Here is a 24,206-nt window from a genome sequence, read left to right on the forward strand (position 1 = left end):
GCGTGGCCGTGCAAAAAGCGGGAATGGAAGCGCTGTTGCGCGCCATGGAAAAGCGTGCTTTCGCGGGAAAATCGCAGAACATTGCGCTATTCACCTTTGTGAAGAACATGACGCTAGCTTGCTTTGAACTTAAGACGAATTTCATGGCCTATTGGCATTTGTGTATCGCCCGTGAAGCTGCTTATATGTAGCCTGAACGGCCACGCAGGGGTGGTCCGGAGCTACGACATGCACATGCTTCTTGCCCGTTCTGCGTTAGAGCGCGGAATGCAGCTAGTAGCAGGGATGCTCAATCATCGGGACACGCAGGACGTCCGCCACCACAACGACCAGGACCGCAGCAATTTCCAGCTGGTGTCCTGGCAACCGGGCGCGCACTCTCGCCGCGAGGACGAACTCGCGCGACGTCGCCGGCTTCCGTTCGGCTGAAAACCGGGCGACGCTTCGCACGCATCAATCACCTGTCGGTGTTGCAAAGATGCGCGCGATCTCGTGATCTTCAAGCGCACGCCATTCGCCCGGCGGCAGTCCGTCCAGCGTCAAGGCGCCCACGGATACTCGCGTCAACGTCTCCACGTGGTTGCCCACTGCGGCAAACATGCGCCTGGCCTGGTGATAACGGCCCTCAGTGAGCGTGAGACGCGCGCGGCGCGGTTCCAGCACCTGGAGGATGGCCGGTTCCAGCGGCTCGTTTTCTGATTCCAGCATCATCGTGCCGCTGGCGAACAGCGCGGTTTCGTCGCCGCGCAGATCGGATGCCAAGGTGGCCTCGTAGACCTTGGCCACTTGCGCCTTGGGCGAAATGATCCGGTGCAGCAAGGCGCCGTCGTCGGTGAACAACAACAGGCCTGACGTCTCGCGATCTAGACGCCCCACCGTGGACAGTGCCGGATCGCGCACGCGATAGCGCGGCGGCAGCAGGTCGTACACCACGCGCCCCATGTCCTTGCGCGAGCAGGTGGCGCCCAGCGGCTTGTTCATCATGATCACCATGCCCGCCGGCGGATCGAGCGGCTCGTCGTCGATGCGGATGTGTTCGTGCGGCACCTTGTCGTCGGCGTAGAGCACCTCGCCATCGGGGTCGGTGATGCGGCCTTCGCGAAACATCGCCGTGACTTCCTTGCGGCTGCCATAGCCGAGGTTGGCAATCAGCTTGACCAGTTTCATGCGCGCACTCCGCGTGCTTCGATCACTTTGAACCCGTCCTGCGTAACCACGGTGCGTACCTCATTGAAACGTGCGGCCAGGGTGGCCTCATAGGGAAGATGGCGATTGGCCACCAGCCAGAACCTGCCATGGGGCAGCAAGGCGTTGGCGGCGACATCGATGAAGGCGCGACCCAGCTCGGGAAGATCGGCGCGCCCTTGATGAAACGGCGGGTTGCTCACGATGGCGTCGTAGCGTCGCGGCAATCCCTCGGTGACGTCGTGCCAGTGCACGGCACAGGCCACATCGCGAGCGATGCCCTGTCGCGCACGCGCCAGATTCTGCTGCGCCGGTGCCAGCGCACGCGCCTCGGCTTCGAACAGGTCGATCGACGCCACCGCGGGACAGCGCGCCAGCAGCTGGGCCGACAGATAGCCATAGCCGGCGCCCAGATCCGCCACGCTGCCGGCCAGATCGGCGGGCAGATGCGCCGCCAGCAAGGCGGAAGCCGTATCCACGCGATCCCAGGCGAACAGACCGGGTCGGCTGACGAAGCCGGCCTCGTTGAGACGTGGTGCGTCCAGCGACGCCCAGCTCTCCAGCAGCTCGAGATTCACCTGCGAACCCAGCGGCTGGGTCCAGAACACGCGGCACTTGTGCTTGGACAGCTGGCTGAGCGGCCCGGCCACGCTGGCCAGATCGCCTTCAGCCGATTTGGCGCCTTCGGCGTTGGGCACGGCGGCAAGCACCACGCCACCGTCCGCGGCGCGGTGAATGGCCTGCGCGAACAAGGCACGGGCCTCGTCGCGCTGGCGCGGCGGCAACACCAGCACCAGCGGATAGCGTTCCGCCCCGCCCGGTGGCGCCACCGTGAGACCACTGCGTGTCAGCGCCTCGGCGAATGGCTTGAAGCTTTGCTCGCACACCCACGATTTGCGCGCCATCTCGCGCAGCCGAAAACCATCGCGGGCGCGCAGGAACAGCACGCGTCCGTCGGCGGGTGGCATCAGTGCGCCCGTTTCCAGGGGCACGAACAAGGCCTCCAGTGCCGCGTCATGGGCTGCGGGAGAGAAAGCGACGGGCATCGGACAGACGGTCCTTGGGCTGGGCGCCCTATGTTACCAACCGGCGCGCACCCTCATTCAGGCGAGAGCAGCTCCAGCTCGCTGACGAACTCCCGTGGCATGCCGCTGATCGGATCGACGAAGTGCAGCCGGCGGGCCAGCAGCTGCAGCGGTCGGGCGTGGTCGTCCGGTTGCGGCTCGGGCAGGTCCGGGTAGAACGGGTCGTGCAGGATCGGCGCGCCCAGCGCGGCCATATGCACGCGCAGCTGATGCTTCTTGCCGGTGACCGGCTCCAGCGCATAGCGCCAATGCATGGGGTGGCGTTCGAGCACTTCGATCCGGGTTTCGCTGTTGGGTTCGCCCGCCACTTCGTGCATGCGGAAAAACGGCTCACCCGCCGCGATACGGGATCGCCTCACCTGAGGGAACGCCAACCCGGGCAGCGGGGCCGCCCAGGCTTCGTAGTGCTTGCTGATGCGACGCTGGCGAAACAGCGCCTGATACGCGTCGCGGCTGGCGGGATCGGCGGAGAACATCACCAGCCCGGCGGTGTGCCGGTCGATGCGGTGCAGCGGCACCAGCGCCGGGTTGTCCAGGGTCCGGATCAGCCGCGCCAGCACCGTTTGTTCCACGAAGCCGCCCGCGGGCGTCACCGGCAGAAAGTGCGGCTTGTCCACCACCACCAGGTGGGTGTCGACATGCAACAAGGTTTCGTGAAAGGGGATGGGTGTTTCCTGCGGCACTTCGCGGAAATAGCGCACGCACAGCCCCACGCGGTACGGCGCATCGACGCCGAGCGGCTGCCCCGCCTCATCGAGCACGCGGCCGCGGGCGAAGCGGTCCTGCCACACGCTTCGTTCGATACGGGGAAACAGCGCACACAGTCCGTCCAGCACCGTGCCCCATGATCCCTGGGGCAAGTGCACCGTGCTGGCAGTGGGAGGAACGGACATCGGGCAACTCCGCATCGACGAACAGCAGCTTAGACCGCGACGGTCATTTTGCCGCGAAAGCGCCGCGACACCGCCAGGGCCCAAAGTCATCGATAGGCCTTACGGCGTACACCGTTCCAAGGTGTGAGCCGTTGGATAAACTCATTCCACCACGGGTTCGGCACCCGGGCATGGCGCCACCAGAGCGCGCCGATCACCAGACGAGGCAGCACATGGATCACGCTCCGCACGCGCTCACTTCGAAACGGCCACGCACCTGGCGGCGCGCTGCGTGGCTGGCCGCGCTGGCGTGCCTGGCCCTGCCGTCGCTGCATGCGGCGACACTGGATCCGGCCGTGCTGCCCCAGGTGCAGGGCGCCACCTTCGAGGTGGTCATTCCCAAGCCGGTGAAGGACCCCTTGAGTTACGAGAAGCCGCTGCCGTTCGATCAGCTTCCGTACCAGCAGCGCACCGACAAGTACTACTCGGTCGGCACGGCGTTTGCGATTGGCGAGAACCGCTACGTCACCGCCGGCCACGTGCTCGCGGTGGGCATCGACAGCCTGATGGGCGAACCGGCCGTGCGCGATGCCAGCGGCCATGTCTATGCGATCGACAAGGTCACCCGTTATTCGCTGCATGAAGACTTCGTGGAGTTCTCGCTGAAGGATCCGCCCAAGGTGACGCCGCTGGCGGTGAACACCCAGCCGACCATGAACGAAGTGGTCTACGCGGTGGGCAATGCGCTGGGCACCGGCATCGTGATCCGCGACGGCCTGTACACCTCGCAGACGCCCGAGGAGCAGGACGGTCGCTGGAAGTGGCTGCGCTTCTCCGCCGCCGCCTCGCCGGGCAACAGCGGCGGTCCGCTGCTGGACAAGGATGGCAAGGTCATCGGCGTGGTGGTGATGAAGTCGCCCGACGAAAACCTCAACTACGCGCTGCCGATCGACCTGGTCCTGAAGGCGCCCGCCAACCTCGGCCAGATCGACACGCGCGAGAGCTATCAGCTGGACGTGATCGAGGACAAGCACACCGGTCCGTTCAAGGCGCAGTTCCCGCTGCCGAAGAGTTTTGCGGACTTCAGCGCGACCTACCAGAAACTGCACAACGACGACGTCGACCAGAAACTGCATGCCCTGCTGGCCGAGAACGCCGCCACCATGTTTCCCAACGGCCAGGGCGCGAACCGGCTGTTGCATGTCAATTCCGATCTGAGCCCCTTCCCGACCCTGCTCCACCGCAACAGCAACGGCAACTGGGTCAGTGCCCGGGCGAACGAGAACAAGGCCCAGCTGCCGCACAACGGTTTCATCAGCCGTGCGCTGGTGGGGCAGCAGGTGATGTTTCATCTGCGCAAGCCTGACGACGTCACCAGCAAGCAGCTGTATGGCGATTCCAAGCTGTTCATGGATCTGCTGCTGAAGGGTGCACCGATGCAGCGGCGCGTCGGCTCCGAGCTGGTGAAGATCACCTCGCTGGGCCCGCCGTCGCTGGAACGTGATTACACCGACGCCTATCAGCGCCACTGGCAGATCCGCGAATGGCCGATGGCGTACGACAACCAGCTGGTGATCGTCTTCCTGCTGCCGGTGCCCGACGGCTATGCGGCGATGGGCCGTGTCACCGAGAACCGCACCGAACACGAAGACATGTCCGACCTGAAGCAGCTGGCCAACTTCGTCGACGTGTCCTATAGCGGCACGCTGGCGCAGTGGAAGGAATTCCTGGCCAATACCGCGCTGCTGCCCAGCGTGCTATCCGACATCGCCATCCGCTTCGACTATGGCGACGACTTCAAGTACCAGTCCAAGCGCCTGGGCTTCGCCTATACGCCGTCGCTGCAGAAGATCGATGCGGACAGCCAGCTGGTGCTGGGCATGTCCTACTTCCAGGATCACGGCAAGACGGTGTGGGATGTCTCCAAGGTGGAAGTGAAGTCCAACGTGGAGAACGCCGAGCACGTGATGGTCAATCGCCACGTCGCCCCCACCGACGATCTGGACGACAGCTTCCGCAACCACTGGGGCAAGATCGTCCATCGCGATCACCCGGATGACGGCGTGCCGTACAGCGAAAACGACATGACCTATATCGGCACCGTGGGCGGCACCAAGACCAGCAGCGAGTCCAAGCCGGACGTGCTGTACACCGCGTTCTACGGCGTGGACGGCCCGCGCCCCGAGGATGCTATGAAGGGCAAGCTGAATTTGCTGATGGAAAAGCTGCAGGTCAATGAGCATTGAGCAGTAGAGCCGGCGCGATGCGCCTGTAAAGCCGCTCGCTGCGCTCGCTGTAAACAGTAAATGGAGAGAGCAAAGCGCAACATGCGCGCGCCTGCTCTCTCCATTCACCACTTACAGCGAGCGGCTTTACAGACCGCAAAGCGGTCGGCTTCACCTGGGCTCAGTAATTTCCGTCTGCATTTCTACGTCCACCTCGGCCGAAGCAGTCAACGGCACTCGTGGCTGCGCAGTCAGATGCCGGTACCAGCGCCACGCCAGCCAGCCGGTCACCGTCAACGCGCTGGCACCCAGCGCCAGATACACCATGTGACCCGACAGCAGCGGCGACAGCACGCCGGCGACCACGGCGCACATCATCAAGCTACCGAAGGCCTGCACCGAAGACGCACCGCCGCGACGCTGAGGAAAGCGATCCAGCAGCAACAGCGTGAGCGTCGGAAACGCCAGCTGCACGCCGATGCCATGCAGGACCAGCGGCAGCATCGACCAGGGCAAAACCGGCTCGCGGGTGACCAGCGCGATCAACAGATGCAGCCCGCAGGCGAGCAGCATCGAGGCGTAACCGAGGTTGACGGTATACGCGGCACTGCGGCGATGGGCGAGGCGTCCGGACATCCACGCGCCCGCCATCAGGCCTGCCACCGTCGGCAGGAACAGCCACGGGAAACCCTGCGCGGACAGATGCAGCAGATCGCGAATGATGTGCGGCGCCGAAGAGATGTACAGAAACAGGCCGGCAAAGTTCACCGAACAGGAAATCAGCAGCGGCCAGAACGGCCGGTCCTTGCCGAAATTGATATAGCCGCGCACCAGCGTGCCCGCGCGAAACGGCGTGCGCGCCTCGACCGGATGCGTTTCGTCGAGGAACAGCGCCAAGGCCGCCGCCAACACCAGGGTGAAACCCATCAGCACCCAGAAGATGCCGTGCCAGCCGTTGAGGAACAGCAACTGCGCGCCCACGATCGGCGCGATCACCGGCGCGATGCTGAAGATCATCATCACGCGCGACATCATCTGCTGCGCCGCGGGCCCCTCCAGGCTGTCGCGCACGATCGCGCGGCCCACCACCAAGCCGGCGCCGGCGCACGCGCCCTGCAGCGCGCGACAGCTCAGCAGCATCACGTAGGAGGTCGACAGCGCCGCGCCGGCGGAGGCCAGGGCGTAGACCAGCATGCCGGCGACGATCACCGGCTTGCGCCCGATCGCATCGGAGATCGCGCCGTGGAACAGGCTCATCACCGCATAGGTGATCAGGTACATGCTGATCATCTGCTGCAGGCCGGTGCTGTCCACGCCAAAGCGCGCGCCGATCAGCGGAAACGCCGGGAACACGGCGTCGATCGAAAACGGGCCGATCATCGACAGGCCCGCCAGCAGCAACGGCAGGCTGCGCCGGACAGGGCGCGGGATGGGGGTCATGGGCTTGGCATGGCGGGCGAGGTGCGGTGAGTATAGCGGTGCCATCCGCGCGGCTGAGCCATGACGTTCGAGGGATCATGGGCTAGGATGAATGGCACAGGAGATGGCATGCCTCCTGCCCCGGCCAAGGCCGCGGCGAACCACCTTCGGGTTGATGATGCCTGCACCGCCGGACTTTCCCGGGGCGCAGGTGCGTGCCTGTACCGGGGAGTCCTTCCGAAGTTCTTCAGAAGGAGACGACAACGTGGGCTTTACCGGTTTTCTCGCCGTCGGCGTGGGAGGCGTGCTGGGTTGCTGGCTGCGCTGGATGCTCGGCGTCATGTTCAACCCGCTGTTCCCCACCGTACCCCTGGGCACCCTCGCCGCCAACCTGATCGGCGGCCTGCTGATGGGCGTGGTGCTGGGCGTATTCGATCACTTCCAGACCCTGCCGCCCGAACTTCGCCTGTTCGTCGCCACCGGCTTCCTGGGTGGACTGACCACGTTTTCCACCTTCTCGGCCGAGTCGACCACCCTGCTGCTGCGTGAGCAATATCTCTGGTTCGGCGGCCATCTGGCGCTGCACCTGGTCGGCTCGATCGCATTGACCGTGGCAGGTATCGCCATCACCCGCGCCGTATTGCGCTAGGAGGACGTATGGAAAGCACCCATCAAGGCGTCCAGCTCAGTTTTTATACCCACACGCGGGCCCATCACGACGGCAAACTGGTCTATGAATGGTTGCTCGAACATGCGCGCAGCCACGGCATCGGCGGCGGTTCGGCGTTTCGCGCCATCTGCGGCTTCGGCAGGCACGGCGTGTTGCGCGAAGAACAGTTCTTCGAGCTGGCCGACGATCTGGCCATCAAGGTTGAATTCCTGCTCAGCGAGGCGCAAGCGCAGGCGCTGCTGCAAACGGTTCGCGAAAGCGGCGTCGACGCAGTCTTTGCAATTGCTCCTGCAAGCTTTGGGATACTAGGCAAGACGCCAAACTCCCTCTGATTGGACGGCGCCATCCTGCCCTTCTCGTCACCATGGCATACGAGGACCGCATGAGTCAGGATTCATTGAAGGTACGCGCCGCCAGGTTGCTCGAACACGCCGGCATTCTTCTCGATGGTTCGCGCCCTACCGACATGCGGGTGCACGACGAACGACTCTACGCACGCGTGTTTTCGCACGGATCGCTGGGCCTTGGCGAAAGCTATATGGACGGCTGGTGGGACAGCGAAGACCTGCCCGGCCTGTTCACCCGGGTACTCGGCGCGCAGCTGGACACCGAACTGAAGTCGCTGGACACGCTGCTCGCGCATCTGAAGGCGCGCTTCGTCAACCTGCAGCGCGGCGACCACGCGTTTGATATCGGCCGCGTGCACTACGACCTGGGCAACGACCTGTTCCAGGCCATGCTCGGCAAGCGGCTGGTGTATTCGTGCGGCTACTGGGCCAAGGCGAACAACCTCGACGATGCGCAGGAAGCCAAGCTCGACCTGATCTGCCGCAAGCTGCGCCTGCAGCCCGGCCAGCGCGTGCTGGACATCGGCTGCGGCTGGGGCGAAGCGCTGAAGTACGCGGCGGAACGCTATGGCGTACAGGGCGTGGGCGTCACCGTTTCCAAGGAACAGGCGGCCTATGCGCGCCAGCTGTGCAACGGCCTGCCGATCGATATCCGCCTGCAGGATTATCGCGAGATCAACGAACCGTTCGACGCGGTCTTTTCGATCGGCATGTTCGAGCACGTGGGCGCGCTCAACTACCGCACGTATTTCGAGATCGCGCGGCGCTGCCTGCGCGACGACGGCCTGTTCGTGCTGCATTCCATCGGCAGCAACGGCTCGCCCAGCCGGCCCGATCCGTGGATCGAGAAATACATCTTCCCCAATTCGATGATTCCCGCCGCCAGCCAGGTGACCGAGGCGCTGCAGAATCTGTTCGTGGTGGAGGACTGGCACAACTTCGGCAGCGACTACGACCTCACGCTGTCGGCGTGGCGGGCCAACTTCGATGCGGCGTGGCCGCAGCTGGCGGCCAATTACGACGATCGCTTCCGCCGCATGTGGCGCTTCTACCTGTCCGTCTCGGCCGCGGTGTTCCGCAGCCGGCGCGACCAGCTGTGGCAGCTCACCCTCAGCCCGCACGGCGTGCCCGGCGGATACCGTGTTCCGCGCTGAGAATGCTTGCAGCAAGCCAGTAGCCGCACGATAGTGCACCTATCAGCGGGCCGGATGGTCAGGGCCCGCTACGACACGTGGTCAGCTCCTGCTTCGGGATTCCCCCTTGAAACTGTTTCGACGATACGCGGCCGCCCTGGCCCTCAACCTGTTGCTCGTCACGGTCGCGGTGGCCCAGCCCGGCCTGTGGGTGGCCAAGAACGAGCACGCCACGGTCTACCTGTTCGGCACCGTGCACCTGCTGCCCTCGGATACCAACTGGCAGTCGCCCGCGCTGGACAAGGCGCTGGACGAGAGCCAGCGCCTGAGTATTGAGGTGGTCGACGACGATTCGGCGTCCATGCAGGCTCTGTTGATGCAGCACGGCGTCGACTTGAGCGAATCGCTGTCCAGCAAGCTCGATGAGAAGGATCGCGGCGAACTGGAGAAGGCCGCGGAAGCAGCCAAGCTGCCCGGCGGTGTCGCCGCGCTGGAACGAATGCGCCCGTGGCTGGCTGCGCTCGAGCTCACCATGGCGCCACTGATGGAGGCCGGGCTTGACCCGAGCGAAGGCGTAGACAAGCTGCTCAAGGCACGCATGCAGCAGGCCGGCAAGCCCATCGACGGGCTGGAAACGGCCGAAAAGCAGATCCGCATGCTGGCCGACCTGCCCGAGGCCATGCAGCTGGAATTTCTGCGCGAGTCATTCAAGGACGTGGCCGACGGCCCGGGCAAGCTGCACGAGCTGATCGATGCCTGGCGCAACGGCGACACCGCCGCCATCGCCAACATCGAAGACGAAGACCTGCGCAAGGACAGCCCGATGCTCTACCAGCGGCTGATCGTCGAGCGCAATCAGGCCTGGGCCAAGACCATCGCCGAGCGCATGCAGCAGCCGGGGGTGAGTTTTGTCGCCGTGGGCGCAGGGCATCTGGCCGGGCCAGACAGCCTGCAGGAGCAGTTGCACAAGCTGGGTGTGAAGACCACCCGCATCCAGAACTGACGGCCTGCCTCCCCCCTGTGGGAGCGCACCCTGTGCGCGACCGCAGAGCCATGCAGTTCCTCAGTCGGCGGCTTTCGCACCACGACCACATGGCTTCACCGCTTCGCCGGCTGTCGCGCACAGGGTGCGCTCCCACAGGGGGAACGGATCGCTCCCCTCGCCGCCCCGCCCCCCTTTCTGGCACCATCGTCCGGTTAAGCGCGCCCTCTGCGTGCAGCCCAACGACGCAAACCCATGAATTTGCAAGCCAATTTCGAACAGATCCCGCTCAAGGAATACGCCGAGCGGGCTTACCTCGACTATTCCATGTACGTGGTGCTGGACCGCGCCCTGCCCTTCGTGGGCGATGGCCTGAAGCCGGTACAGCGCCGCATCGTCTACGCCATGAGCGAGCTGGGCCTGGCGGCTTCCTCCAAGCCCAAGAAGTCGGCCCGCACCATTGGCGATGTGATCGGCAAGTTCCATCCGCATGGCGACACCTCGTGCTACGAGGCGATGGTGCTGATGGCCCAGCCGTTCTCGTACCGCTATCCGCTGGTCGACGGCCAGGGCAACTTCGGCTCGCCGGACGATCCGAAAAGCTTCGCCGCGATGCGCTACACCGAGTCGCGCCTGAGCCCGATCGCCGAGGCCCTGCTGGGCGAACTCGGCCAGGGCACGGTGGACTGGGTGCCCAACTTCGACGGCACCCTGGAAGAACCCAGCTGGCTGCCCTCGCGCGTGCCGCACGTGTTGCTCAACGGTTCGATGGGCATCGCCGTGGGCATGGCCACCGATATCCCGCCGCACAACCTGCGCGAGGTGGTCAGCGCATGCATCCGCCTGCTGGATGATCCGGACGCCACCGTGGCGGACCTGTGCGAACACATCCAGGGCCCGGACTATCCGACCGAAGCGGAAATCATCACGCCGCGCAACGAACTGCTGGCGATGTACCAGAACGGCACCGGTTCGGTGCGCGCCCGCGCCGTGTATCACCTGGACGAGGGCAACATCGTCATCACCGCGCTGCCGCACCAGGTGAGCCCGTCCAAGATCCTCGAGCAGATCGCCGCGCAGATGCGCGCGAAGAAGCTGCCGATGGTCGAAGACCTGCGCGACGAATCAGATCACGAGAATCCGATCCGCCTGGTGGTCGTGCCGCGCTCCAACCGCATCGACGCCGCCGAAGTGATGCAGCACCTGTTCGCCACCACGGACATGGAGAAGAGCTTCCGCATCAACCTCAACATGATCGGTCTGGACGGCCGTCCGCAGGTGAAGGATCTCAAGCGGATCCTCAGCGAGTGGCTGCATTTCCGCACCGATACGGTGACCCGCCGCCTCAACCATCGCCTGGCCAAGGTCGAGCGCCGCCTGCACCTGTTGGAAGGTCTGCGCATCGCCTACCTCAACCTGGACGAAGTGATCCGCATCGTCCGCACCGAGGACGAGCCCAAGCCGGTGCTGATGGCGCGCTTTGGCCTCAGCGACGAACAGACCGACTACCTCCTCGAGACCAAGCTGCGCCAGCTGGCGCGCCTCGAGGAAATGAAGATCAATGCCGAGCGCGACCAGCTTGAGGAAGAGCGCGCACGCATCAACGTGCTGCTCAAGTCGCCGGCCAAGCTCAAGGGCCTGATCAAGGAAGAACTGCGCGCCGATGCCGCCAAGTTCGGCGACGACCGTCGTTCGCCGCTGGTGCAGCGCAATGCCGCGCAGGCGATGGACGAAAGCGCGCTGGTGGCCAGCGAGCCGGTCACCGTGGTGCTGAGCGCCAAGGGCTGGATCCGCGCCGCCAAGGGCCACGACGTGGATGCCGATGGCCTGAACTATCGCGAAGGCGACAGCCTGCTCGCCACGGTGAAGGCACGCACCACGCAACAGGTCGCGGTGATCGACTCCACCGGCCGCAGCTATTCCACCGCGGCGCACACCCTGCCCTCGGCGCGCGGCAACGGTGAGCCGCTCACCGGTCGCTTCAGCCCGCCTTCGGGCGCCAGCTTTGACGCGCTCGCCGCCGGCGACAACGACACGCGCCTGATCCTGGCCACCGACCACGGCTACGGCTTCGTGACGCGCTTCGAATCGCTCACCGGCCGCAACAAGGCCGGCAAGCAGATCATCACCCTGGGCGATGGCGCCAAGGTGCTGGCGCCGCAGATCAGCGCCGATCCGGCACGCGACCGCATCGTGGTGGTCACCACCGAAGGCCATCTGCTGATGTTCTCGGTGGCCGAGCTGCCCGAACTGGACAAGGGCAAGGGCAACAAGCTGATCGACGTGCCCAAGGCCAAGCTGAGCGCCGGCGTGAAGGTCGTCGGCGTGGCAGTGGTCGCCGAAGGCAAGGGCGAGGTAACGCTCTATGCCGGCCAGCGCAAGCTCACCCTGAAATGGTCGAACCTGGTCGAGTACGGCGGCAACCGCGCCACCCGCGGCGGTCTGCTGCCGCAGGGTCTGCGTCGCGTGGAGCGGATCGAAACGACGGGCTGATCCAGCCCTTCCATCCTTGCCTTATCCCTGTGGGAGCGCACCCTGTGCGCGACTGGCCTTGCCTCAGGCCAGTCGCGCACAGGGTGCGCTCCCACAGTGTTGTTTGTTGCCCCCTAGACCATCCTTCCTGTTGACGAACGCCCCGCCGGGGCCGTATCCAGTGTGCTCCCGCCGTAGCACAAGGATGGTTCATGCGTACGTCACGTATGCCGGCGCTTATCGCCGGCCTGTTGTTCGCAATAACGGCTCACGCCGCGGATACCGATCACTGGCAGCTGCCGGTGGCGGTGAAGAAACTGGATAACGGCCTCACCGTCGTCGTTTCCGAAGACCATAGTTCACCCACTTTCGGCATCAGCACGGTCTATCACGTGGGCATGCGGCTGGAGCCGCAAAATCGCACGGGTTTCGCGCATCTGTTCGAACACCTGATGTTCGAAGGCACGCCCAACGCACCCAAGGGCACCTTCGATCGGGTGGTCCAGGGCGGCGGTGGCGTCTTCAATGGCTCCACCCGCGCCGACTACACCAACTACATCGCCTCGGCGCCCATCTCCGCGCTGGAACCGCTGCTGTGGATCGAAGCGGACCGCATGAAGACGCTGGATTTCAGCGACAAGAATCTCGACAACCAGCGCAACGTGGTGAAGGAAGAAATCCGCGTCAACGTGAAGAACCAGCCTTATGGCCTGTTCTTCTGGACCGACCTCGACGCGCTGGCCTTCGACAAGTGGCCGAACAAACACGACGGCTACGGTTCGTTCGAAGATCTGGATCACGCCAGCATCGCCGACGTCAAAGCGTTCCACGACACTTTCTACCAACCCGCCAATGCCGTACTCGGCATCTCCGGCGATGTCACGCCCGAGCAGGCCTTTGCGCTCGCGCAGAAATACTTCGGCGCGATTCCTTCGCGTCCGTTGCCCGCCCGGCCGGATGTTTCCGAACCGCTGAACACCAAGGGTCGCCACCTCGAGCAGACCGACGCGCTGGCCAAGGCGCCGGCGATTGCGGTGGGCTGGAAAGCGCCCGATCGTGGCAGCAAGGACCAGATGCCGATGCTGGTGCTGGCCCAGTTGCTCGTCGGCGATGATGCTTCGCGCTTTTACCAGGGCCTGGTGAAAGGACGCGAGCAACTGTTGCAGATCCAGGGCGGCGTGAACTTCGCGCTGGGCAGTGGCACCGATTACGCGGGCCCCACACTGTTCGGCCTGTTCGCGATCTACAAGCCCAACGCCCAGCCCGACCAGGTGCTGGCAGCGCTCAACGAAGAGATCGCCAAAGTTGCCAAAGACGGTGTCGACGACGCCACGCTGGCACGCGTGAAAACCAAGATGCTGTCGGACTGGTATGGCGGCATGGAGGATTTCCTCTCGCGCGCCGACACGCTGGCCAAGCTGCAGACGCTGTGGGGCGATGCCAACGTGGTCAACCAGGTGCCCGGCTGGATCAACCAGGTGAGCGCCAATGATGTACGCCGCGTGGCGCAGACCTATCTCACCGACGCCAATCGCAGCGTGATCATCCGCCGCCCGGTGGCGGCCCACGGCAAGGACGCCGGCGCCAAGCCGGCCAAGCACTAAGGAGAGCGAAGGTCATGATCACCACGACTCTGAAAGCATCCCTGCTCGCGGCCGCCCTCGGCATCGCCATGACCGCGCACGCGGCCGAAGCGCCCATGCCCAAGGAACTGCCGCCCTACGGTCCCGAGCGACCGCTGCCGGTGCCGCAGATCACCCAGCGCACCCTGCCCAACGGCCTCACTGTGTGGGTGATTCCGCGCAACGGCCTGCCCAAGGTCAACGTGCAGTTGGCTGTGCTCGGTGGCACCTCGTACGACGACGCAAAGCATCCCGCCCAGGCCGAACTGATGGCCGCTTTGTTCAACGAAGGCACCGACACGCTCAGCTCCAAGCAGATCGCCGAAAAGCTGCAGGCCATCGGTGGCGACTACGGCGCGAATGCAGGACGCGACTCCATCGGCGTCAGCGCCAGCGCCCTGGCCAGCCACTCGGACGAACTGCTCGAACTGGTGGCCGACACGGCGCTGCATCCGAGCTTCCCGGCCAAGGAAGTCACGCTGGAGAAGACCAACGCGCTGCAGACACTGAAGGTCAACCAGGCCGACCCTGACTGGCAATCGATGCGCGCGTTCAACCATGCGGTGTACGGCGATCATCCGTATGCGCGCGACGAGCTCACCGAGGCGAGCATCCAGGCCGTGACGCCCGAGTCGCTGCACCAGCTGCACGATCAACGCATGCGCCCGGAGCGCGCGCTGCTGGTGATCGTCGGCAAGGTGGATGCCGGTCAGGTGCTCAAGACCGTCGAGCAGCAGTTCGGCAGCTGGAAGGCAACAGGGCCCGCGCCCGCCAACGTGACCCAGGTGCCCACCAACACACCTGCCCAGAAGTTGCTGGTGGCGCGTGCTGGCGCGGTGCAGACCAATATCCGCTTTGGCCAGCCCACGGCGCCCCTGCGCGATCCGGACTTCATCCCGCTCACCGTGGCCAACACGGTGCTCGGTGGTGGTTTCAGCAGCCGCATCACGCAGGACATCCGCGAGGACAAGGGCTATTCGTACAGCCCCTATTCCACGCTGGACGTGCGCCGCAACGGTGGCAACACCCTTGCCGTAGTCGACGTGCGCAACGAGGTCACCGGGGCCACCCTGGGCGAACTGTCCAAGCTCTACCAGGGCATGGGCACCGAGCCGGCCAGCCCTGAAGAACTGATGCGCGCCAAGCGCCTGATCGCGGGCATCTACCTGTTGCGCAACCAGATCCAGTCGTCCCTGGCCAATACGCTGGCACGCTACTGGGTGAGCGGCATGCCGCCGTCGTTCATGACCACCTACGTGACCGATACCGGCAAGGTCACCGCCGAGCAGGTGCAGGCGATGGGACGGAAGTACTTTGCGCCGGAGAAACAGAGCATCATCCTGGTTGGCGACCCCAAGGCGATCGATCCGCAGTTGAAGGCGATCGGCAGCTTTACGCCATACAAGCCTTGAGCAACCCCGCGTGGCGGCGGGAACTCCCGTCGCCACGCGTCGTCCAAGGGAGGCGTGTCCACACCGGCGACGGTGGCGCGTTATAGGCCTCACGTCCCCGGAGTTTTTCCATGAAGATCGTCCGCACCACCGTTTTCGCCACCGCCAGCCTGCTGCTGGCGGCAACGGCCTGGGCACAGAACGCCGACCAGTCGCTGAACCTCAAGCTGCCGGCCAATCTTCCCGCCGCCAGCACCAGCGCGGCGCCACCGGCGCCCCCGGCCACTACGGTGGCCAACAGCAGCGGCCAGCCGGCCAAGGCCAATCCCAGCGCCACCGCTCAGACGGCCAGCCAGAACGGCAGCTACAGCAAGGATCCGCCGGGGACCTACTACGGCGACACCAGTGGCGCGATGGGCGACACCCAGGCCGCCATGAGCGCCGCACCAGCGGTGACCTGCGACGACGCCACCTACAACCAGCCGCAGGTGCACGGCTCGGTCACCACCGGCGTGGTCGCCGGCAACCACTTCAGCGGCAACTACACCGGCGGCGGCGTCACGCTCAGCCAGGCTTTCGGCAGCTGCGAACACCCGACCGGCGGCATGAGCATCTCCGTGGGCGGCACCCAGGGCCACTTCGGCCGTTAAACGCCGGCGCGCCCCGCCCCCGGGGCCGCAGGGGTCGAAAGTTCTTGGAAAGGGTCGGTGGTCAGACTGACCCTATGATTTACTGTCATCTTTCCGCGTGGCGCATGCCCCGGATTTCCCCGATTGCCTGTAGCTGCGGAGCTCCCCAGTGATTCAAGACGTCGAGTTCCGCTACGAAGGCGGTCGCAGCGGTGTGCTGCTCATTCATGGCCTGACCGGCACCCCGACCGAGATGCGCCTGCTCGGCAAGGGCCTCAACCGCGCCGGTTACACGGTGTACGGCATGCAGCTGGCGGGTCATTGCGGCGACGTCGACGACCTGCTGAAGACCGGCTGGCGCGACTGGTATGCCAGCGTGGAAGCCGCCGCCGACAAGTTCCGCCACGAGGTGGACCACCTGTTCGTGGCCGGCCTGTCGATGGGCGCCGTGCTGGCGCTCAAGCTGGCCGCCGAGCGCCCGGACTGGGTCAAGGGCGTGGGCGTCTACGGCGCCACCTTCCGCTATGACGGCTGGGCGATTCCGTGGATCGGCAAGTTCTCCTTCCTGCTGCCCTTCCTGCACCGCTTCGGCATCGGCAAGCACCGCATGGTGCACGAGGGCGAGCCGTACGGCATCCGCGACGAGCGCCTGCGCGCGCAGATCAGCACCGCCATGCTGAGCGGCGACAGTGCCGCCGCCGGCCTGCCGGGCAACCCGTGGCCGTCGCTGGGCGAGATGTACAACATGGCCGCCGTGGTGAAGCGCGAGCTGCCCAAGGTGACCGCCCCCTGCCTGATTGCCCACGCCACCGAAGACGACATCGCCAGCATCGAGAATGCCTATCTGGTGCAGCGCGGCGTGTCCGGCCCGGTGGAAACGCTGTGGCTGAAGGACAGCTACCACATGATCACGGTGGACCGGGAACGTCGCCTGCTGACCGACCGCTCGGCGGAATTCTTCCGCCTGATCGCCGCCACCTACGAACCCGTCGCGCGCGCTGCGGCCTGAGGACTCAGCATGAGTCCCCTGGTTGTCGCCTTGTGGCTGCTCAACGTCACGCTCGATACCGTCGGCCAACTGTCCTTCAAGGCAGCGGCCGGCGATCCGCGAGCAGGTGATGGCGTGGCGCGCTGGAAGTACATGGCGGCGCGTCCGTGGATCTGGATCGGCGTGCTCTCCTATGTAGCCGAATTCCTGGTGTGGATCGCGTTCCTGTCGCTGGTCGATTTGTCCGAAGGCGTGCTGCTGGGTTCGATCAACATCGTGGTGGTGATGATCGCCGGCCGCATGCTGTTCAAGGAAAAACTCACGCCGCTACGCGTCACCGGCATGCTGCTGGTAACCGCGGGCGTGGCCATTGTCGGCATGGCCGGAGGCTGAGGAATGTCGATGAAGCTAGCCCGTTTTTACGCCATCGGCTTCACCATCCTGGTGTTGTTCGACACGCTGGTGCAGCTGAGTTTCAAGTACGCCGGCGATCATGCGTTTCCGCCCGAGGCAAACTGGGCATGGATCGTGCGCGTGTTTGGCCATCCGTGGATCTATGTCGCGGTGATCGGCTACGTGGGCAACTTCTTCACCTGGATGACCCTGCTCAAGCACGCGCCGATCGGCCCTGCCTTCGCCGTCACTCATCTGGAGGTGGTGAGCGTGATGCTGTTCTCGGTGTGGCTGTTCCACGAGCCACTGACCGCATCGCGCATCATCGGCGCCGTCGCCATCGTGGCCGGCATCATCTGCCTGGCCTTCGCAGAGAGCGGCGCGCATCCGGAAGGCGACGCGCCCACCGAAGCGAAGGGCGCGCTCGGCGTCGCAGCCGGCGACTGATCCGCCACCCCCATGTCCCGCGAGCCACCGCCCACCGCCGGCCTGCCGCTAAGACTGAGCGATCTGTGGCCCGGCCGCGCGCCGTTCGCGGATCAGGTCGCCACGTGGCTGGGCGTCGAACAGTTGCAACTGGAGTGCTCGGGCACGTCGGCCATGGTGGTGGCGCTGAAGGCGATGCATGGCCTGCGCCCGCAACGCGACGAAGTGATCGTGCCCGCCTGGACCTGCCCGCTGGTGGCGCTCGCCATCCATCGCGCCGGGCTGAAGCTGCGCCTGTGCGATCTCGCGCCCAATCATTTCGATATGGATGTCGCCCAGCTCTGCACGCTGGGTAACTCGCGGACGCTGGCCATCGTGCCGACACATCTGGCTGGTCGCGTGGCCGACGTGAACGCCGCGCTCGATGTGGCGCACCGCGTGGGCGCCTACGTGCTGGAAGACGCGGCGCAGGCGCTGGGCGCCAGGCAGAACGGCCAGAGCGTCGGCCTGCTCGGCGACGCCGGCTTCTTCAGCCTCGCGGTGGGCAAGGGACTCACGCTGTTCGAAGGCGGCCTGCTGCTGACGCGCGATCCTGTATTGCGCTCGGCCTTTGCTGCCAGCCATCAGGCCAATGTTCACGCCGACGCGAAAATGGACTGGCAACGTGCGCTCGAACTGATCGGTTATGCACTGGCCTATCGCCCGTCGCTGCTGCCGTTGGCGTATGGACGTCCATTGCGCAAAGCGCTGGCGGCCAACGATCCGGTGGCCGCAGTGGGCGACGATTTCGGCCCCGACATTCCCATGCATACGGTGAGCGACTGGCGACAGGCGGTGGGCGCGCGCGCGCTGCCTCGCCTCCCGGCCTTTCTTGAGGTCACGCGTATGCAGGCCCTGCGTCGAGTGGAACGGCTGCGGCGCATTCCCGGTGTCACCGTGTTCGACGACGCACCGGGCCAGCAAGGTGTGTGGCCCTTCCTGCTGCTCACCCTGCCCGACCACGCCAGGCGCGATGCGGCGCTGAAAACGCTGTGGACGGCCGGCTTGGGCGTCAGCCGCCTGTTCATCCACGCCCTGCCCGACTACGGCTATCTGCGCGACATCGTCGCCGATGCCCAGTTGCCCAACGCGCGCGCCTTTGCCGCGCGCTCGCTCACCATCACCAACAGCCCGTGGCTGGATGAGGCGACGTTCGAAGCCATCTGCGTCGAGCTGGAACGCGCGACGATCTGAAACCTGCGCTCAAGGCGTCGGCCGCTCGTGGCTTTCCAGCCGCTTCCCGCTGGAAAGAAACAGCAAGGCACCCACGCAGAGGACGAGGCACGGTCCCACCACCGACATGCCCATGCCCGAGGGGATGCTCACTCCCATCATCACCGCGGCATTGGACGCAGCGTGCATCAACACACACAGCAAAATGCTGCGCGTGCGCGTGTAGAGCCAACCGAACAGCAGCGCATTGCCCATCACGCCAATCAGGAACAGCGCAAAGCCCGCGTGGTATTGCGCCACGCCGGGCAGGAAGAACAACGGCAGATGCCAGACCGCCCAGATCGGCCCGATCAGCAGGGCCGCCCGAGCCGCGCCGATCGTGCGCCCCCACTCCTCCTGGGTGATGCCGCGCCAGCCCAGTTCCTCCAGGCCGCCACCGATGATGGTCATCAGCAGGTAGAGCGGAAACAGATACCACGATCGAATACTGACGGCGTTCGCCAGCGCGGGCTTCAAGGCCACGGCCAGGGCAATCGCGAACAATCCCAGCGCGATCGGCAAGCCCAGCGCGACCAGATACCACACGGGACGCTTCCGCCAGCGCAGCACCCGTTGATTGAATTCGCGCAGCGGTGATTCCTCACGCGTGCACCACACGGCGACATAGGCGGCGATGGTCGGCCCCAGGCCACCGAGCACGTACAACGTCATGAAGGGCCACGCGCCATAGCGGGTGATCTGCGCCTGTGCCAGCGCAACCAGCACGCCCCAGGAGAGCCAGGTGATGGCGAAGGTGACGCCAAGAAAGATCAGCGCGCGACGACTGGCAGGAAAGTGCTCGGTCATACGATGGCATCGCCTCGAACGGTGCCGGAACGAGCCGGCTCTCGATACGCCTGCGGCATCCTTGCCCGTTCAACGCCGCGTCGGCGTGAATGCGGGGCCGATCTTCAATCCAATGCTTTACACGCTGCTTTCAGCGATCGCTGCCAACAGTCGCGTATTGAACGCCCGCTGCTGCGCCTGCCAGGCATCCAGTTCGCTCTGCGGTATCGGCTCCTGCCCGTCCATGCCGCTCAGCAGGCGCTTCCACCACGTCCGGTACTGATAGGCCGAGACTTCGCCGTTGATGTCGCTGGCCACGATGCGTCCGCGCAGCGCCTCGATGATCGCCATCGCGTGCGACCCTTCCAGTCGCCCCTGGTCCCAGTTGGTGCGCGCCGTATCGACGCTGAAGGCATCCTTGTCGATGGACAGATACGTGGGTTGCGGCGCCTGCTTCAGTTGCTGCACGAAGGCGCAGGTCAGCGCATCGGGATCCTCGAAGCGATGGAAGGCGTCGCTGAGCCCCAGCTTCGCCGCCCAATCCACATTCACGTCCATGCACCAATAGCTGAGCTTGCCGGCCTGCAGCGGGCGCAGATAGTTTTCCCAGGCATGCTTGGCGCCAATATCGCCGGAGGTAATGCCCACCACGTGCACATGCGTCACGAATGGCAGCATGGCCACCCGGCGCACCCACGATCCGCAATGGATGCCCCAGGGGAAACGCATATTGTCCGGATGGTTGTCGAACACCACCAGCTGGAACGGCCCACGCGCACGCTGGCGCTGCACCAGCGGCCAGGTGAGATGGTGATAGTCGCCCGAGCCCATCAGCACGGTGCCGTAGTTTTCCGGCAGATGGGTGTCGAGATAGCCGCGCAGCCGATCGAAAGTACGCAGCGTGCAGCCGAAGCGGATCGCTTCCTGCCAGTCGGTGAGCGCCAGCGTGGTCGCGCCCGCAATCGGCCCGACCGAACTGTCGAAATCCAGGATCAGTGGTTCACGCCGGTTCATGCGCCGCCCATTGGCTATCGCTCTCGAAGAATTTGCCTAAGCGGCGCGCGGCCAGCCGCAGCAGCGGATTGCGCAGGTAGATCGCGTGTCGCGTCAGGGTGAATTGTGCACCCAGATAGGCCTTGATCTGCGGATCAGTCCAGCCCGCCACATAGTGGGTGAGATGGTGCTCGCGCGCGTAGGCGAGATTGTGGAACCAGCTGGTGAAGTACAGGTTCTGCTCGCGCGCCTGCGGATAGGCAAACCCCACGTACTTGTCGATCAGCTTGCCCTCCACCGCAAAGCACAGATTCCAGCCGATCATCTCGCCCTGGTGGCAATAGACAAACACCACGCCGCCATTGGTTGCATCGCGCAGCACGGCGGCGAAAAAATCGCGGCTGAGCTTGTCGAAATGCACCTCACTTTGCGCGTAGACGCTTTCGTAAAGCGCGTAATAGGCGGCGACCACGGCGTCATCGTTGAACACCGCATCGCCGCAAGACACCGAAGTCACCGCCACTTCATCGCGCTTGCGCAGCTTGCGGCGGATGTCTTTGCGGCGACTCGACGACAAACGCGCCAGGTAATCGTCCTCGCCCTCGAAATCGATCGGCACATAGGCCAGCGCCTGCCCTTCCAGCAGGATGAAACCCGCCGCGTCGCAGGCATCGGCGAAACGCTTGCACCAGTCGCCGGTGGCGGCGTCGAACAAGGGCGAGGCCTGCGGGATGTCCTTCACGATCAGCAGCCGCTGGCGTCGACCCAGCTGGTCGCGCAAGGCCTTGGCCAGTGCCTCGGGCTGGGTATCGCGGGGAAACAGCGCATATTCGGACACCGTGGTTCCCACGAAGGCCGTGCGCCAGCGCAGCAGCCGGCCCCACCAGCGATAGCCGGGCGCGCCGGTCACTTTGGCGCGGGCCTGGTCATCGGCGGTGGTGAGCAGATCGAACGGCGCCACGAAGGCCGGCGTGTCCGCGACCTGCATCACACTGAAATCGATGGGGGGATGTTCGGCGAACCGGGCGATGAGTGCGTCCGGCTCGAGCTGATTGAGGTACCGCACGCGACAGTCCCACGAGTCACAAGGCCATAGGATACGACTCCCGCCCCGCCCTGCCCATGATTTCCCGCTTAAAAGGCTGCTGAAAGGGAACCCGGCAGAGCATGACCTCAAGCCGTTCCATGCGGTGGCGTTCTGGACTTTGTCCTGACGGTTCGTCAGGCTTGTGAAAAGGCATCCGGTGGATGCCCGCGTGACCCGGCGCCATGGACCCCAGGAAACCAAAGATGAGCAACGTTCAGCAGGAAACCTTCGACATCATCGCCAAGCAGGCCAAGATCGAGCTTGACACGATCAAGCCGGAGTCCACCCTGAAGGATCTGGGCATCGCCTCACTGGACGCGATCGAAGTGATCTTCGACATCGAGGAACACTTCAACATCAACCTGCCCAACGAAGACACCGACTTCGACGGCGGCACCGTCGGCCAACTCGTGGAAGCCATCGAGCGCCAGCTCGCCCAGAAGACCAGCGAATAATCCATGCGCCGACTCGTGATCACCGGCATGGGCGCGATCTGCGCGCTCGGCCACGATGCGCCCTCCGTGTGGAAGGCGATGACCGAGGGTCGGTCCGGCATCGGCCCGATCCATCACATCGACTCGAGCCAGTTGCGCAACGGCGGCATCGCCGCCGAAGTGGCGGATTACGATCCCGCCAACTTTTTTGACGAAGGCCGCCGCCCGCTGCTCGATACGTTCAGCGAATACGCGCTGATCGCCGCCAACGAGGCGATACGCCAATCGGGCATCAGCTTCGAAGGCGAAGCCGGCGCACGCGCGGCCGTGGTGATCGGCACGGGCGCAGGCGGCGAGACCAGTCGCGACGATCTCTACGAGCGCCTGTACGGCGAACACCAGGGCCGCTTCCACCCGCTCAGCATCGTGCGCATGATGATGAATGCGCCCGCCAGCCAGGTCAGCATGGTGCACGGCATCACCGGCCCGGCTTTCGTGGTGGCGAGTGCGTGTGCGTCTTCGAACCACGCCTTTGCGCAGGCGGCGATGATGATCCGTTCCGGCATCGTCGATGCAGCCGTGGTCGGCGGCACCGAGGCCTGCATCACGCTCGGCACGCTGCGCGCCTGGGAAGCCATGCGCGTGCTCGCCCCCGACACCTGCCGCCCCTTCAGCAAAGGCCGCCGCGGCCTGGTGCTGGGCGAAGGCGCGGCGATGTATGTGATCGAGACACTGGAATCGGCACAGCAGCGTGGCGCCGACATCATCTGCGAACTCGTCGGCACCGGCATGAGCTCGGACGCCGGCGATATCGCCGCACCGTCAGATATCGGCGCCGCCGCAGCGATGAACATGGCGCTGCGCGATGGCGGGTTGGCGCCTGAAGACGTCGACTACGTCAACGCGCACGGTACCGGCACCGTCGCCAACGACAGCACCGAGACGCGCGCCATCCATCGCGTGTTCGGCGCGCACGCACGCGAGATGCTGGTCTCCTCCACCAAATCCATGCATGGCCATGCCCTGGGCGCCGGCGGAGCACTGGAACTGATCGCCGCCATCGGCGCCATCCACGATGGCATCGTCGCCCCCACCATCAACTACCTCGAACCTGATCCCGCCTGCGATCTGGACTATGTGCCGAACGTGGCGCGCGAGCGCAAGGTGAATGCGGCAATCAGCAATTCGTTTGCGTTTGGTGGGTTGAATGCGGTGGTGGCGGTGAGGCGCATGGGCTGAAGTTGGGCTGGGCTGTGTTCGGCATTGACCCACAGCCCACCAGGCGCAATCGGTTCAGCACCTAGCCGCCTGTCTGTGGGAGCGCACCCTGTGCGCGACAGCCACGCCTGGGTGTATCGCTCCGTAGGTCGTCGCGCACAGGGTGCGCTCCCACAAAAAGCCGACCGGCAATAATTCGATTGCACCCCACGGCGGGCGTCGCCCTCCTGTAGGAGCGCACCTTGTGCGCGACCGCAGAGCTGCGGCGCATCGCTGCGTAGGTTGGTCGCGCACAGGGTGCGCTCCTACAAAAGAGAGGCCTGGCACAGCCGGGCGTTCCGTTGCTCTTGATGTCGCTCTTGATGTCGCTCTTGATGTGGCTCTGCCCCCCCGGGGTCCCCGTATGACGCGGCGGGCGGGTGGAGGAAAGCCCGCAGGGTGGCCGCATGGATGCGGCCAGTTTTTCGACAGGACAGGGATGTCCTGTCGAAAAACCCCGGAACCCGCCCGCGCACCTGGAGGCCGAAGGCCCGGAAGGCGCGTCATCCGGGGGGCCCTTCTCTTTGGTTACTTTCTCTTGGGCAAGCAAGAGAAAGTA

The 24,206-nt window shown here is 65.1% G+C and carries 24 protein-coding genes and 1 riboswitch; of the genes, 17 read left to right on the forward strand and 7 right to left on the reverse strand.

What is annotated here, in order from left to right; genetic code table 11:
- The first annotated feature begins 2 nt into the window (after positions 1-2).
- Positions 3-191 (forward strand): hypothetical protein, encoded by a 189-nt coding sequence (locus tag Y882_RS20040; RefSeq protein ID WP_156171410.1) that lies wholly within the window; start codon positions 3-5, stop codon positions 189-191.
- 76 nt (positions 192-267) lie between these two features.
- Positions 268-429: a hypothetical protein gene (locus Y882_RS20045; RefSeq protein ID WP_162207411.1), complete on the forward strand. Its 162-nt coding sequence runs from the start codon at positions 268-270 to the stop codon at positions 427-429.
- A 24-nt stretch (positions 430-453) separates the two neighbouring features.
- Here Y882_RS20045 and Y882_RS10785 read toward each other — a convergent pair whose 3' ends face one another.
- The 3 genes from Y882_RS10785 to Y882_RS10795 are packed head-to-tail and all read right to left on the reverse strand — an operon-like array spanning position 454 to position 3,178.
- Positions 454-1,167: a pseudouridine synthase gene (locus Y882_RS10785; protein ID WP_046971905.1), complete on the reverse strand. Its 714-nt coding sequence runs from the start codon at positions 1,165-1,167 to the stop codon at positions 454-456.
- Positions 1,164-2,231: a class I SAM-dependent methyltransferase gene (locus tag Y882_RS10790; protein ID WP_046971906.1), complete on the reverse strand. Its 1,068-nt coding sequence runs from the start codon at positions 2,229-2,231 to the stop codon at positions 1,164-1,166. Before Y882_RS10790 ends, Y882_RS10785 begins: the two co-directional genes overlap by 4 nt.
- Positions 2,232-2,284: 53 nt before the next feature.
- On the reverse strand, positions 2,285-3,178 hold the full coding sequence (locus Y882_RS10795; protein ID WP_425479447.1) for a pseudouridine synthase: 894 nt from the start codon (positions 3,176-3,178) through the stop codon (positions 2,285-2,287).
- A gap of 197 nt (positions 3,179-3,375) precedes the next feature.
- Here Y882_RS10795 and Y882_RS10800 point away from each other — a divergent pair, with 197 nt between their 5' ends.
- Entirely contained in the window at positions 3,376-5,388 is a 2,013-nt protein-coding gene (locus tag Y882_RS10800; protein WP_052949898.1) for a S1 family peptidase, read from the forward strand.
- A gap of 150 nt (positions 5,389-5,538) precedes the next feature.
- On the opposite strand, the gene Y882_RS10805 is transcribed toward Y882_RS10800, so the two are convergent.
- Entirely contained in the window at positions 5,539-6,807 is a 1,269-nt protein-coding gene (locus Y882_RS10805) for a multidrug effflux MFS transporter (protein ID WP_046971942.1), read from the reverse strand.
- Between the two features lie 90 nt (positions 6,808-6,897).
- Positions 6,898-6,978: riboswitch (Fluoride riboswitch) on the forward strand.
- A gap of 73 nt (positions 6,979-7,051) precedes the next feature.
- Between Y882_RS10805 and crcB the strand changes: the two genes are divergently transcribed.
- From crcB to Y882_RS10865, 12 genes are all read left to right on the forward strand, one after another.
- A complete protein-coding gene (crcB, locus tag Y882_RS10810) occupies positions 7,052-7,435 on the forward strand; it encodes a fluoride efflux transporter CrcB (RefSeq protein ID WP_046971908.1) in 384 nt (127 codons plus the stop codon).
- An 8-nt stretch (positions 7,436-7,443) separates the two neighbouring features.
- Entirely contained in the window at positions 7,444-7,788 is a 345-nt protein-coding gene (locus tag Y882_RS10815) for a DUF190 domain-containing protein (RefSeq protein WP_046971909.1), read from the forward strand.
- Positions 7,789-7,838: 50 nt separating this feature from the next.
- Positions 7,839-8,957, forward strand: a complete 1,119-nt coding sequence (cfa, locus tag Y882_RS10820) for a cyclopropane fatty acyl phospholipid synthase (protein WP_046971943.1) — start codon at positions 7,839-7,841, stop codon at positions 8,955-8,957.
- A 106-nt stretch (positions 8,958-9,063) separates the two neighbouring features.
- Positions 9,064-9,939: a TraB/GumN family protein gene (locus tag Y882_RS10825; RefSeq protein WP_046971910.1), complete on the forward strand. Its 876-nt coding sequence runs from the start codon at positions 9,064-9,066 to the stop codon at positions 9,937-9,939.
- Between the two features lie 234 nt (positions 9,940-10,173).
- On the forward strand, positions 10,174-12,411 hold the full coding sequence (gene parC, locus Y882_RS10830) for a DNA topoisomerase IV subunit A (RefSeq protein ID WP_046971911.1): 2,238 nt from the start codon (positions 10,174-10,176) through the stop codon (positions 12,409-12,411).
- 191 nt (positions 12,412-12,602) lie between these two features.
- Positions 12,603-13,994: a M16 family metallopeptidase gene (locus Y882_RS10835; RefSeq protein WP_052949900.1), complete on the forward strand. Its 1,392-nt coding sequence runs from the start codon at positions 12,603-12,605 to the stop codon at positions 13,992-13,994.
- A gap of 14 nt (positions 13,995-14,008) precedes the next feature.
- On the forward strand, positions 14,009-15,424 hold the full coding sequence (locus tag Y882_RS10840; protein WP_046971912.1) for a M16 family metallopeptidase: 1,416 nt from the start codon (positions 14,009-14,011) through the stop codon (positions 15,422-15,424).
- A gap of 110 nt (positions 15,425-15,534) precedes the next feature.
- Positions 15,535-16,053, forward strand: a complete 519-nt coding sequence (locus Y882_RS10845) for a hypothetical protein (RefSeq protein WP_046971913.1) — start codon at positions 15,535-15,537, stop codon at positions 16,051-16,053.
- A gap of 148 nt (positions 16,054-16,201) precedes the next feature.
- The gene (locus Y882_RS10850) at positions 16,202-17,041 is read left to right on the forward strand and encodes an alpha/beta hydrolase (protein ID WP_046971914.1); all 840 of its coding nucleotides are present in this window, start codon (positions 16,202-16,204) and stop codon (positions 17,039-17,041) included.
- Between the two features lie 9 nt (positions 17,042-17,050).
- Positions 17,051-17,413, forward strand: a complete 363-nt coding sequence (locus Y882_RS10855) for an EamA family transporter (protein ID WP_046971915.1) — start codon at positions 17,051-17,053, stop codon at positions 17,411-17,413.
- 3 nt (positions 17,414-17,416) lie between these two features.
- The gene (locus tag Y882_RS10860; protein WP_082121068.1) at positions 17,417-17,860 is read left to right on the forward strand and encodes a DMT family transporter; all 444 of its coding nucleotides are present in this window, start codon (positions 17,417-17,419) and stop codon (positions 17,858-17,860) included.
- 12 nt (positions 17,861-17,872) lie between these two features.
- Positions 17,873-19,072 carry a DegT/DnrJ/EryC1/StrS family aminotransferase gene (locus Y882_RS10865; protein ID WP_046971917.1) on the forward strand — a complete coding sequence of 400 codons (1,200 nt, stop codon included), beginning with the start codon at positions 17,873-17,875 and terminating at the stop codon, positions 19,070-19,072.
- A gap of 9 nt (positions 19,073-19,081) precedes the next feature.
- On the opposite strand, the gene Y882_RS10870 is transcribed toward Y882_RS10865, so the two are convergent.
- From Y882_RS10870 to Y882_RS10880, 3 genes are all read right to left on the reverse strand, one after another.
- On the reverse strand, positions 19,082-19,897 hold the full coding sequence (locus tag Y882_RS10870) for a CPBP family intramembrane glutamic endopeptidase (RefSeq protein WP_046971918.1): 816 nt from the start codon (positions 19,895-19,897) through the stop codon (positions 19,082-19,084).
- Between the two features lie 117 nt (positions 19,898-20,014).
- Complete coding sequence (locus Y882_RS10875; protein ID WP_046971919.1) at positions 20,015-20,890, reverse strand: arginase family protein; 876 nt, start codon at positions 20,888-20,890, stop codon at positions 20,015-20,017.
- Positions 20,877-21,935, reverse strand: coding sequence for a GNAT family N-acetyltransferase (locus Y882_RS10880; RefSeq protein ID WP_046971920.1), 1,059 nt, complete (start codon positions 21,933-21,935; stop codon positions 20,877-20,879). The genes Y882_RS10875 and Y882_RS10880 overlap by 14 nt, the downstream gene beginning before the upstream one ends.
- A gap of 224 nt (positions 21,936-22,159) precedes the next feature.
- Here Y882_RS10880 and Y882_RS10885 point away from each other — a divergent pair, with 224 nt between their 5' ends.
- Positions 22,160-22,411 carry an acyl carrier protein gene (locus Y882_RS10885; RefSeq protein ID WP_046971921.1) on the forward strand — a complete coding sequence of 84 codons (252 nt, stop codon included), beginning with the start codon at positions 22,160-22,162 and terminating at the stop codon, positions 22,409-22,411.
- A gap of 3 nt (positions 22,412-22,414) precedes the next feature.
- The gene (locus Y882_RS10890; RefSeq protein ID WP_046971922.1) at positions 22,415-23,629 is read left to right on the forward strand and encodes a beta-ketoacyl-[acyl-carrier-protein] synthase family protein; all 1,215 of its coding nucleotides are present in this window, start codon (positions 22,415-22,417) and stop codon (positions 23,627-23,629) included.
- Positions 23,630-24,206: the final 577 nt, after the last annotated feature.

The organism is Dyella japonica DSM 16301, from assembly GCF_001010355.1.
Taxonomy (GTDB): domain Bacteria; phylum Pseudomonadota; class Gammaproteobacteria; order Xanthomonadales; family Rhodanobacteraceae; genus Dyella; species Dyella japonica.